The organism is Mangrovibacter phragmitis (assembly GCF_040429585.1).
GTDB classification, from domain to species: domain Bacteria; phylum Pseudomonadota; class Gammaproteobacteria; order Enterobacterales; family Enterobacteriaceae; genus Mangrovibacter; species Mangrovibacter phragmitis.
This window is the reverse complement of the sequence record NZ_CP134782.1, coordinates 1,492,859-1,505,244: the sequence shown is the minus strand read 5'-3', so window position 1 is coordinate 1,505,244 and position 12,386 is coordinate 1,492,859. Positions and strand designations below refer to the sequence as shown.

The 12,386-nt window shown below is 45.2% G+C and carries 9 protein-coding genes; 7 read left to right on the top strand and 2 right to left on the bottom strand.

Annotation, left to right across the window (positions count from 1 at the left end; translation table 11 throughout):
• The first annotated feature begins 34 nt into the window (after positions 1-34).
• Genes galU through MPHASIOC01_RS07100 form a run of 3 tightly spaced genes read left to right on the top strand, consistent with a single transcriptional unit; the run spans position 35 to position 3,329 of the window.
• On the top strand, positions 35-943 hold the full coding sequence (galU, locus tag MPHASIOC01_RS07110; protein ID WP_353614260.1) for a UTP--glucose-1-phosphate uridylyltransferase GalU: 909 nt from the start codon (positions 35-37) through the stop codon (positions 941-943).
• Between the two features lie 24 nt (positions 944-967).
• Complete coding sequence (locus tag MPHASIOC01_RS07105; protein WP_064593967.1) at positions 968-2,311, top strand: UDP-glucose/GDP-mannose dehydrogenase family protein; 1,344 nt, start codon at positions 968-970, stop codon at positions 2,309-2,311.
• Positions 2,312-2,321: 10 nt separating this feature from the next.
• On the top strand, positions 2,322-3,329 hold the full coding sequence (locus MPHASIOC01_RS07100; protein WP_353614259.1) for an NAD-dependent epimerase: 1,008 nt from the start codon (positions 2,322-2,324) through the stop codon (positions 3,327-3,329).
• 170 nt (positions 3,330-3,499) lie between these two features.
• Here the strand turns inward: MPHASIOC01_RS07100 and hns are convergent, their stop codons facing one another.
• Entirely contained in the window at positions 3,500-3,913 is a 414-nt protein-coding gene (hns, locus tag MPHASIOC01_RS07095; RefSeq protein WP_036105313.1) for a histone-like nucleoid-structuring protein H-NS, read from the bottom strand.
• Between the two features lie 614 nt (positions 3,914-4,527).
• On the opposite strand from hns, the gene tdk reads away from it, so the two are divergent.
• Positions 4,528-5,145 carry a thymidine kinase gene (gene tdk, locus MPHASIOC01_RS07090; protein WP_064593963.1) on the top strand — a complete coding sequence of 206 codons (618 nt, stop codon included), beginning with the start codon at positions 4,528-4,530 and terminating at the stop codon, positions 5,143-5,145.
• Between the two features lie 491 nt (positions 5,146-5,636).
• Positions 5,637-5,861: a hypothetical protein gene (locus tag MPHASIOC01_RS07085; RefSeq protein WP_353614258.1), complete on the top strand. Its 225-nt coding sequence runs from the start codon at positions 5,637-5,639 to the stop codon at positions 5,859-5,861.
• Between the two features lie 273 nt (positions 5,862-6,134).
• Here MPHASIOC01_RS07085 and adhE read toward each other — a convergent pair whose 3' ends face one another.
• The gene (adhE, locus tag MPHASIOC01_RS07080; protein ID WP_064593962.1) at positions 6,135-8,813 is read right to left on the bottom strand and encodes a bifunctional acetaldehyde-CoA/alcohol dehydrogenase; all 2,679 of its coding nucleotides are present in this window, start codon (positions 8,811-8,813) and stop codon (positions 6,135-6,137) included.
• Between the two features lie 477 nt (positions 8,814-9,290).
• Between adhE and MPHASIOC01_RS07075 the strand changes: the two genes are divergently transcribed.
• Positions 9,291-9,938 (top strand): YchE family NAAT transporter, encoded by a 648-nt coding sequence (locus tag MPHASIOC01_RS07075; protein WP_064593960.1) that lies wholly within the window; start codon positions 9,291-9,293, stop codon positions 9,936-9,938.
• 765 nt (positions 9,939-10,703) lie between these two features.
• Entirely contained in the window at positions 10,704-12,335 is a 1,632-nt protein-coding gene (oppA, locus tag MPHASIOC01_RS07070) for an oligopeptide ABC transporter substrate-binding protein OppA (protein WP_064593958.1), read from the top strand.
• The last annotated feature ends 51 nt before the right edge of the window (positions 12,336-12,386 follow it).

The following is a 12,386-nucleotide window of genomic DNA, read 5'->3' as shown; positions in this document are numbered from 1 at the left end:
AGTTTAAAACTTGAACAGTCCAGGAGATATTTTAATGGCTGCTATTAAATCGAAAGTAAGGAAAGCAGTAATCCCGGTTGCCGGTCTTGGCACCCGCATGCTGCCAGCAACAAAAGCAATCCCGAAAGAAATGCTGCCGCTGGTGGATAAACCACTTATCCAATATGTGGTTAATGAATGTATTGCAGCCGGCATTACCGAAATTGTACTGGTCACTCACTCATCAAAAAACTCCATTGAAAACCACTTTGATACCAGTTTTGAACTGGAAGCTATGCTGGAAAAACGTGTAAAACGCCAGCTACTGGAAGAGGTTCAGTCAATTTGCCCCCCACATGTGACAATTATGCAGGTTCGCCAGGGGCTGGCCAAAGGCCTGGGGCATGCTGTGCTTTGTGCTCATCCGGTTGTGGGTGATGAGCCTGTTGCGGTTATTCTGCCAGATGTGATTCTTGATGAATACGAATCAGACCTCTCCCGCGATAACCTTGCCGATATGATTGGCCGTTTCGACGAAACAGGGCACAGCCAGATTATGGTTGAACCTGTTGAAGATGTAACGGCATATGGTGTGGTGGACTGCCAGGGCGCCACACTCAAACCTGGTGACAGTGTGCCAATGGTTGGTGTAGTTGAAAAACCGAAAGCAGACGTTGCTCCATCAAACCTCGCCGTTGTTGGCCGGTATGTATTAAGCGCAGACATTTGGCCATTACTGTCTAAAACACCTCCAGGTGCCGGTGATGAAATTCAGCTGACCGACTCCATTGACATGCTTATTGCTAAAGAAACCGTAGAGGCTTACCACATGAAAGGTAAAAGCCATGACTGTGGTAACAAACTTGGTTATATGCAGGCGTTTGTTGAGTATGGTTTGCGTCACAAAGTGTTAGGGCCTGATTTTAAAGCCTGGCTTGATGCGACTGTAGGCGGCAAAAAGTAATTTTTTTCAACCCAGGATAATGCAATGAAAGTTACCGTTTTTGGGATTGGGTATGTTGGTCTTGTTCAGGCGGCTGTACTTGCTGAAGTTGGTCACGATGTTATGTGTATCGATGTGGATGAAACCAAAGTAGAAAATCTGAAAAAAGGAGTTATCCCAATTTATGAGCCTGGCCTGACTCCATTAGTCATGAAAAACTATGAGGAAGGTCGCCTGCAATTCAGTACCGATGCGCAGGCTGGGGTGAGTCATGGTGTGATTCAGTTTATTGCGGTTGGTACACCTCCTGACGAAGACGGCTCGGCAGACCTTAAGTATGTCACGGCTGTTGCACGCACTATCGCGCAACATATGACTGCACACAAAGTAGTGCTGGACAAATCCACGGTGCCAGTAGGTACTGCGGAAAAAGTCCGTGACGCGATGCAGGCAGTGCTGAATGAGCGTGGTGTTGAATACCCGTTCGATGTTGTCTCTAACCCTGAGTTTCTCAAAGAAGGGGCAGCGGTAGCAGACTGTATGCGTCCTGAGCGTATTGTAATTGGTACGGACAATGATGAAGTGGTGAACATACTGCGTGAACTGTATGAACCTTTCAACCGTAACCATGACCGTATGATTTTGATGGATATCCGTAGCGCAGAACTGACGAAGTATGCCGCGAATTGCATGTTGGCTACGAAAATCAGTTTTATGAATGAAATTGCCAACCTTGCTGAGCAATTAGGTGCGGATATAGAAAAAGTGCGTCAGGGAATTGGGTCTGATTCCCGTATTGGATATCACTTTATTTATCCCGGTTGCGGATATGGTGGTTCCTGCTTCCCGAAAGATGTGCAGGCATTGATTCGTACTTCTGAGCAGATTGGTTACACGCCGCGTTTGTTGCAGGCTGTCGAAACTGTAAACAATGAGCAGAAGAAAAAGCTGCCCACTTTTGTTGTTCGCCATTTCGGTGAAGACTTGAAAGGTAAAACCTTTGCTGTGTGGGGGTTATCATTCAAGCCTAACACCGATGATATGCGTGAAGCATCCAGCCGTGTTTTACTGGAAACGCTGTGGTCAAAAGGTGCCAAAGTGCAGGCGTTTGACCCGGAAGCAATGGATGAAGCTCAGCGTATCTATGGTCACCGGGATGATTTGTCATTAATGGGTACCAAAGAAGCGGCGTTGCACAATGCAGATGCGCTTATTATTTGTACTGAATGGCAGAATTTTAGGGCGCCGGACTTCGATTTATTAAAAAATACACTCAAACACCCAGTTATCTTTGATGGTCGTAACCTGTATGATCCAGAGAGATTGAATAAGCGTGGCTTCGTTTATTATGCGATTGGTCGCGGAGAATCAATTAATCTGAAAAAATAACGAGGGTTGTATGAAATTTCTGGTAACCGGTGCAGCGGGATTTATTGGGTTCCATGTCTGTAAGCGACTCCTGGCGGCCGGTCACCAGGTTATCGGTCTCGATAACCTGAATGACTATTATGATGTCAGTCTCAAACAGGCTCGCATCGATTTACTGACACCGCACACAGCATTCCAGTTTGAAAAAATAGACCTCGCAGACAGGCAGTCGATAGCCACATTCTTTGCTGAGGGAAATTTCGAACGGGTAATCCATCTTGCAGCACAAGCTGGGGTACGTTATTCCCTGGAAAACCCACATGCTTACGCAGATGCAAATCTGGCTGGTCATTTGAATATCCTTGAAGGATGCCGTCATAACCAGGTTAAACATCTTTTATATGCATCCTCCAGCTCAGTTTATGGTCTTAACCGAAAATTACCGTTCTCTGTGAATGATGCCGTTGATCATCCGGTATCACTCTATGCAGCTACAAAGAAAGCAAATGAACTGATGTCTCACAGTTATGCTCATTTATATGGCATTCCTGTTACCGGTCTGCGTTTTTTTACGGTATATGGTCCCTGGGGACGGCCCGATATGGCATTGTTCAAATTCACTAAAGCCATACTGGAAGATAAAGCAATTGATGTATATAACCACGGCAAAATGCGCCGTGACTTTACTTACATTGATGACATCGTAGAGGCTATCTTCCGTTTACAGGATATTGTGCCTGAGCCTAATCCTGAGTGGACCGTGGAGTCTGGTAGCCCTGCCGAAAGTTCAGCGCCATACCGGGTATACAATATTGGTAACAGCTCATCTGTAGCGTTGATGGATTATATTTCTGCGCTGGAGAAAGCTCTGGGTAAAACTGCCAGAAAGAATATGCTGCCGATGCAGGCGGGTGATGTGTTAGAGACCAGTGCTGATACACATGATCTTTACAACACAATCGGTTTTAAGCCACAGATGTCAGTGGAAGAGGGTGTAAAACATTTCGTCGACTGGTACCGCGCGTTTTATCATCAGTAAGTCTCAGTATGCCTTTCACGTTTTGAGGGGCATACATTGCAGAATATGAACAACAGATGTGAATTTGCACCATAAGCTGAAGTATTAAATATATCTGTTGTTTACATCAGCAACAAAAAAAGAACCGCCATGCGGTTCTTTTTTTATCAGTACAGCAAGAGATAATTTGATTATTCTTTAATCAGGAAATCATCCAGGCTTTTGCCTTGTTCATCCATTGCTTTTTTGATAACAGCTGGTGTACGACCCTGACCTGTCCAGGTTTTGGTTTCGCCGTTTTCATCAACATAGCTATATTTAGCAGGACGTGCAGCACGTTTAGCTTTGCCGGTGGTTTTACCGCTGCTCATTGAGTTCAGCAGTTCATTCGGATCAATACCATCAGCAATCAGCATTTCGCGATATTGCTGCAGCTTACGAGTACGTTCTTCAATTTCAGCTGCTGCTGCGCTTTCTTCTTCGCGGCGTTCATTTACGACAACTTCTAATTTTTCCAGCATCTCTTCCAGAGTTTCCAGAGTACATTCTCTGGCCTGCGCACGAAGAGTACGGATGTTGTTCAGAATTTTAAGTGCTTCGCTCATTGTAGTAATCTCAAACTTATATTGGGGGTGGCTTGTTGGGCTAATAATAGAGCCTTAATTTATACAGTGCAATAGGTGTGAATGTAAGGAAATCAAAATAACGCGATATGCATCCATTTTTTAACTAATAACTTAAAGAAATGACCGTTATAAAAACCCATGCGCAGGGACTATCAGCAACATCCCTTTTCCCATTATGGCTAATACAAAACACGTTTTGTAATAGAATTTAGCTTCTTCAATATCACTCTTTTGTATTATCTATAGATTTAGCCACTTAGATTGTTAAGACTTTCATTATGGAAAATTACTTTTCCATTCAGTTAGTAGCATCAATACGGTGCATAAATTCACCATCGCGGGTGGTTTCTCTTTGTCTCACGCTGATTCGCCGTAATGGATTCTTTGCGCTGCTTACAAAAAGGAGGCTGTATGGAGAGTAATCACATTACAGATGTGTCTGCAGAAACGAGTGATGACAGGCAAATTTTCTCCAGTGAATATAAAATAAATGTTACGCCCCAATCCCCATTGTATGGACGAGGAAAAAACGCCACAGTGACAGGAGTATGGTAAACTACGCGCGTATCGTGTGTTGAAAGGTTTATTCATTCATGGCTCAGCTCTATTTTTACTATTCTGCAATGAATGCCGGGAAATCAACGGCATTGCTGCAATCTGCTTACAATTACCACGAACGTGGTATGCGTAGTCTGGTATATACAGCAGAAATTGATGATCGCTTTGGTGCTGGCAAAGTGAGCTCGCGTATAGGTCTGTCTTCGCCCGCTCAGCTGTATAATAATACTACGGATCTATTCACTGAAATTCGTGATTCTGCCGCGCTGTCACCATTACACTGTGTATTGGTTGATGAAAGTCAATTTTTGACGCGTGAGCAAGTTCGTCAATTGTCTGACGTGGTTGATAACCTGGATATTCCTGTACTGTGTTATGGATTACGGACTGATTTTCGTGGGGAATTATTTAGCGGGAGTCAATATTTGCTCGCATGGTCAGATAAACTGGTTGAGCTGAAAACTATTTGTTTTTGTGGTCGCAAGGCCAGTATGGTTTTACGGCTGGATCAATCCGGACGCCCATATAATGAAGGCCAGCAAGTAGTTATCGGCGGTAATGAGCGTTATGTATCCGTGTGCAGGAAACACTATAAAGATGCCATAGCCCTTGGCTCGTTGCCTGATATTCAGAAAAAGCTTAACAAAATCTAATAAGTTGCCTTGCTTAATCAGTGTTAATTAAATTTACCAGCGCTATACATTTTAGCCAGAATGGCGGTTTGATATGTCAATTGTCTGAATAGTGTGCTGGTACGTGAGCCGGGCACCAGACATGTGTCAGATTTGTCAGCCAAGTGACATACAGCGCCCCCCATGCTGAGTGGCAGCGTCTGGCGCACGTTATTTACTTGATTGCCGAATGGTATTAGCCCAGTCATCTTATAAATAGCTAATGGACTTTCGCAGGCGGGGTGTTGTTATCACTGGTGATGATATGGTTAGTTTCTGTGAGGGCAATTTGCTGGGAAAAACTGCCTGAGTAAATACCAGGAGGCCGAACTATGGATACTGAATCCTTAAGGATTCACTTGAAAGAGCATCGGGGGATAAATTGATGTTGTGCATACTGTTGCAGCCAGCACATATTAGCCAAAGTGAGCTGTATTTACTGTTAGAACCTTAATCAGGGTTGCAAAACAGGAGTGCGTTGTAGTAAAGACGATGCTTCACCTTTCTCCTCTAATCCACCAGATATCCATCTAATGGGCAATGAACGTCTGCCATCAGGCAAGTGTGTTTCTCAGCCGGGCCTGAACCAGAAAAATAGCGGTGCAACCCCAAACCATATTTACCAGATAATGCAGGTAGATAGCCCGCTACTGGCAAAATCTGCCCATAAAACCGTAACGCCACACAGTGTGTTGTAAATGTGCCCGTCAGTGCGCAGGGCGTTCGCTGTGAAGCTATAAATTAACTGGTTGGGGAATAGCGCTAAAGAATGCCAGATATAAGTAATCATTGCGCCAGAGGCATTGTGAATTAGAGACAACCACTACAGTGAATGCAAATGCAATGGGCACACATTCTGAGAACGTGATTATGGCGCGCTGCAAGCGCTGAGAGGGAGATCATTACTCGGTGTGACGAATAAAAAAGAACCCGCCGAAGCGGGTTCAAAATCCATGTCGTTTTAACCGATATTAAGCGGTTTTCTTGGCTTTTTTATCAGTTTTTTCTGCTTTAGGTGCAACTGCTTTTTCTGCTGGTTTACCTTCAACGTATTCACGTCCATAGAAAGTATCCAGGAGAATCTGTTTCAGTTCGGAAATCAGTGGGTAACGCGGGTTAGCGCCAGTACACTGGTCATCAAATGCATCTTCAGACAGTTTATCAACATGAGCAAGGAAGTCCGCTTCCTGAACGCCCGCTTCGCGGATTGATTTAGGAATACCCAGTTCAGCCTTGATGCTTTCCAGCCATGCAAGCAGTTTCTCGATTTTCGCAGCAGTGCGGTCACCAGGTGCGCTCAGCCCCAGATGATCAGCAATTTCTGCATAACGACGGCGTGCCTGCGGACGGTCATACTGGCTGAAAGCAGTCTGTTTGGTTGGGTTATCGTTCGCGTTATAACGGATAACGTTAGCGATTAACAGAGCATTAGCCAGACCGTGAGGAATATGGAACTGTGAACCCAGTTTGTGAGCCATAGAGTGGCAAACACCCAGGAATGCGTTCGCAAACGCGATACCCGCGATGGTTGCTGCACTGTGAACACGTTCACGCGCTACCGGATTTTTAGAACCTTCGTGGTAAGAAGCTGGCAGGTTTTCTTTCAGCAGTTTCAGAGCCTGCAAAGCCTGACCATCAGAGAACTCAGATGCCAGCACAGAAACATAGGCTTCCAGTGCGTGGGTAACTGCATCAAGCCCGCCAAATGCGCACAAAGACTTCGGCATATCCATAACCAGGTTAGCATCGACAATGGCCATGTCAGGAGTCAGTGCGTAATCGGCTAACGGATATTTCTGACCAGTAGCGTCATCGGTCACTACAGCAAACGGAGTAACTTCAGAACCGGTACCGGAAGTGGTGGTGACCGCGATCATTTTCGCTTTCACACCCATTTTCGGGAATTTATAGATACGTTTACGGATATCCATGAAACGCAGAGCCAGTTCTTCGAAGTGAGTTTCCGGGTGCTCGTACATAACCCACATGATTTTAGCCGCATCCATCGGAGAACCACCACCCAGGGCGATGATAACGTCCGGTTTGAAGGAATTCGCCAGCTCAGCACCTTTACGAACAACTGTCAGTGTGGGGTCTGCTTCAACTTCAAAGAAGACTTCAGTTTCAACACCAGCAGCTTTCAGTACAGAAGTAATCTGGTCAGCATAACCATTATTGAACAAGAACCGGTCGGTCACGATCAGAGCACGTTTGTGACCATCAGTAATCACTTCATCTAACGCGACGGGCAGTGAACCACGGCGGAAGTAGATAGATTTCGGAAGTTTATGCCACAACATGTTTTCAGCTCGCTTAGCAACCGTTTTCTTGTTGATCAGGTGTTTAGGACCAACGTTTTCAGAGATGGAGTTACCACCCCAGGAACCACAACCCAGTGTCAGGGAAGGTGCGAGTTTGAAGTTGTACAGGTCACCAATACCACCCTGTGAAGCTGGGGTGTTGATCAGAATACGTGCAGTTTTCATCATTTGACCGAAGAAAGCGACACGTTCTGGCTGGTTGTCCTGGTCGGTGTACAGGCAGGATGTGTGACCGATACCACCCATCGCAACCAATTTTTCTGCTTTCTCAACAGCATCTTCAAAGTCTTTCGCACGGTACATTGCCAGAGTAGGGGACAATTTTTCGTGTGCAAAGGGCTCGCTGTCATCAACGACGGACACTTCACCAATCAAAATTTTAGTGGTTTCTGGCACAGTGAAACCAGCAAGTTCAGCAATTTTCACCGCTGGTTGACCAACAATGGCGGCATTCAGTGCGCCATTTTTCAGGATAATGTCCTGAACGGCCTTAAGTTCTTTACCTTGCAGCATGTAACCGCCATGGCTGGCAAAACGCTCACGCACTGCATCATATACAGAATCAACAACAACCACTGACTGTTCAGAAGCACAAATTACGCCGTTATCGAATGTTTTTGACATCAGTACAGATGCGACAGCGCGTTTGACATCTGCGGTTTCATCGATAACCACTGGGGTGTTACCTGCACCTACACCAATTGCAGGTTTACCTGAACTGTAAGCCGCTTTAACCATACCCGGGCCACCCGTGGCGAGAATCAGGTTAATATCCGGGTGATGCATTAATGCGTTAGACAGTTCAACAGAAGGTTGGTCTATCCAGCCAATCAAATCTTTTGGCGCACCAGCTGCGATAGCAGCCTGCAGCACAACATCTGCAGCTTTATTGGTGGCGTCTTTTGCCCGAGGGTGCGGAGAGAAAATAATTGCGTTACGGGTTTTAAGGCTTATCAGGGACTTAAAGATAGCCGTAGACGTTGGGTTAGTAGTTGGGACGATGCCACAGATAATGCCGATAGGCTCAGCAATGGTCATGGTACCGAAAGTGTCGTCTACAGACAGAACACCACAGGTCTTCTCATCTTTATAGGCGTTATAGATATATTCAGAAGCAAAGTGGTTTTTAATCACTTTATCTTCAACAATGCCCATGCCGGATTCAGCAACGGCCATTTTAGCGAGTGGGATACGAGCATCTGCAGCAGCCAGAGCGGCGGCGCGGAAGATTTTATCTACTTGCTCTTGAGTAAAGTTGGCATATTCACGCTGGGCTTTTTTCACACGCTCTACGAGTGCGTTAAGTTCAGCGACATTAGTAACAGCCATAATGCTCTCCTGATAAATGTTAAACTCTTTTAGTAAACCAGCTGCCCGAGAGTCAGTATAGACAGCGCCAGTTGCATCAAGAAACCATCACTACCAACTATGTTCAGTTTTCTTTAACTTTCTGCTGATTTACTAAAAGAGCCTTACCTTCAACATTACCTGATTGGGTCACTGTTTTTTTCCCTGGCGGCAAATAGAGATTACTCACATATCAGGGGGTATTTCATGATCCAAGTCAATTTCTATTGAAGCTGACTCCTTTCAGCACAGGAAACGAACATATGTGTTAATGGTGGTTAATTTACTTACAAAACAATTATTTCACACTATCATATATGAAACATGTAGGTAACATGAATGCGGCTAAAATGTAACTTTTTCTAAGGTAATTGGATGAGAACAGTAAATCCCATAGTCTGTTGAAGGTTTTTCATTTAGAGTAGCGCAGCTATATTTGGCGCGTGAAGGGAGCTCTGCGTGACACAATCACTGTTCGATTTATCGACTTTTTTTAAGTTCTTTATCGGCTTGTTCGCTCTGGTCAACCCGGTTGGTATCATTCCTGTATTTATTAGTATGACCAGCTACCAGACTGCGGCGGCAAGAAATAAAACAAACCTGACAGCTAATCTGTCGGTAGCGATTATTTTGTGGACCTCGCTGTTCCTTGGCGATGGCATTCTGCAATTGTTTGGTATATCGATTGATTCGTTCCGTATTGCCGGGGGCATTCTGGTTGTCACTATTGCGATGTCGATGATCAGCGGGAAACTGGGCGAAGACAAGCAGAATAAACAAGAAAAATCAGAAACGGCCATCCGTGAAAGCGTGGGTGTAGTTCCGCTGGCGTTACCGTTAATGGCTGGGCCGGGTGCTATTAGTTCTACTATTGTTTGGGGAACGCGCTACCACACATGGACTTATATGCTGGGTTTTTCTTTGTCGATTGCCCTCTTTGCTGTGTGCTGCTGGTTAATTTTCCGTCTTGCTCCCTGGCTGGTCCGTTTTTTAGGGCAAACGGGTATCAACGTTATCACCCGTATCATGGGACTGTTACTGATGTCACTGGGTATTGAGTTTATTGTCACCGGGGTGCGTGCGCTTTTCCCCGGCCTTCTCGGATAAAATTTTTACAGCCTTGATCACAAAAGCGGAAAAACATATTCCGCTTTTTACTTCCTGTGGCGTACATCACCTTGTCTTTCATTGCACTCACCACGTATAAAACAGTCTGCTTACTATAAGTGAAACTTTTGAAAACACGTTAATTAGTAGCAATGCTGATTAATAATCAGGCGTCCAGTTTGTTATTTTAATGACACAACAAATTGGCTCTTGCTGGGACTTTCCTGAAATGATATTAGTAAAACTCACCTTCGCGCAGACGAATGCACTAAAAATAAGCAGTTGTTAAGTTTTTTGTGGAAAATGGGTGGTGTTACAATTTTTACAAATGCACATGGCTCATCCCGTATTTTTTAACTCTCTGTAATTACAAGGATTGTTCTTCCTTTTAGTGTGTTTTGCGGAAGGGAATTGTGAACGCGTTCTTGTAATGAATGCCTCCCTGGTTAACAAATCTGCAAATAGTATTAGCCTGGTACGAGTGGGTTTGTTACTTTCCGCCAGAAAAGTTGTCAGGGCATCGTATCAACCAGACTGATGCACCTGAACATAAGTCCCCCCGCCTTTATGACAGGAAAGGTGAGGTGGGAAAGAATCGACACAGGCGGTACTTACAGGTACGGCCGGTAATAAATGAAGTCGGTGATAGCAGTAAAACAACAATAACCTGGCAGACGCGAAAGCTCCTGCGCTGTACAGGTCCCCAAAGGGGAAAACAGTCTGGCTGTAAAAGTCAGTAATTATAATGAGTGGAGTATCAACACAATGTCCGTCATCACGAAAAAAAATCTGGTAGCTGCAGGGATTTTTACTGCGCTATTTGCTGGTAATGTCGCAATGGCTGCGAATGTGCCAGCAGGTGTTCAACTTGCAGAAAAACAAACACTGGTTCGCAATAATGGGGCCGAAATCCAGTCTCTGGATCCGCATAAAATTGAAGGTGTACCGGAAGCTAACGTCAGCCGCGATCTGTTTGAAGGCCTGCTGATTACTGACTTGCAAGGGCACGCCATCCCGGGTGTTGCAGAAAAATGGGAAAATAAAGATTTTAAAGTCTGGACTTTCCACCTGCGTAAAGACGCAAAATGGTCTAATGGTGAGCCGGTTACCGCACAAGATTTTGTTTACAGCTGGGAACGCCTGGCTGACCCGAAAACAGCATCTCCTTATGAGAGCTACCTGCAATATGGCCACGTAGCCAATATTGACGATATTATTGCCGGGAAAAAAGCGCCAGATACCCTGGGCGTTAAAGCACTGGATGACCATACACTGGAAGTCACACTGAGTGAGCCGGTGCCTTATTTCTATAAATTGTTAGTTCACGCATCGTTGTCTCCGGTACCAAAAGCCGCAATTGAAAAATACGGTGAAAAGTGGACTCAGCCGGGTAACATCGTCACTAACGGTGCTTACACCCTGAAAGACTGGGTTGTGAACGAACGTATCGATCTGGTGCGTAACCCGCAATACTGGAATAATGCCAAAACGGTAATTAACCAGGTAACCTACCTGCCAATTTCTTCAGAAGTTACTGATGTTAACCGCTATCGCAGCGGTGAAATTGACATGACCTACAACCAGTTACCGATTGAGCTGTTCCAGAAACTGAAGAAAGAAATCCCCAATCAGGTCCATGTTGACCCGTATCTGTGCACTTATTACTACGAAATCAACAACCAAAAACCGCCGTTCAATGATGTGCGCGTTCGTACCGCGCTGAAGCTGAGCCTGGATCGCGATATCATTGTCAATAAAGTGAAAAACCAGGGCGATCTGCCTGCGTATGGTTATACACCGCCGTATACTGATGGTGCGAAGCTGACTCAACCTGCATGGTTTGGCTGGAGCCAGGCGAAACGTAATGAGGAAGCGCGTAAATTGTTGGCAGAAGCAGGCTTTACTAAAGATAAGCCGCTGTCTTTCGACCTGCTTTACAATACGTCTGATCTGCATAAAAAACTGGCTATCGCGGTTTCTTCTATCTGGAAGAAAAACATCGGTGCCAATGTCAGGCTGGATAACCAGGAATGGAAAACATTCCTCGACAGCCGTCATCAGGGGAACTTTTCTGTCGCTCGTGCAGGCTGGTGTGCGGATTATAATGAACCGAGCTCCTTCCTGAACACCATGCTGTCCGACAGCTCTAACAACACAGCACACTATAAGAGTGCAGCCTTTGACAAGATAATGGCTGATACGCTGAAAGTGAAAACAGAAGAAGAACGTGCTGAGTTGTATAACAAAGCAGAGCAACAGCTGGACAAAGATTCCGTCATTGTCCCGGTCTATTACTATGTTAACGCGCGCCTGGTGAAACCCTGGGTTGGTGGTTATACCGGTAAAGACCCTCTTGATAATGTGTATGTGAAAGATTTGTACATTATCAAACATTAATGGCCGTTTGTGAGGCGGGGCGTTTGCTCTGCCTCACTGTGTCTTATTTCA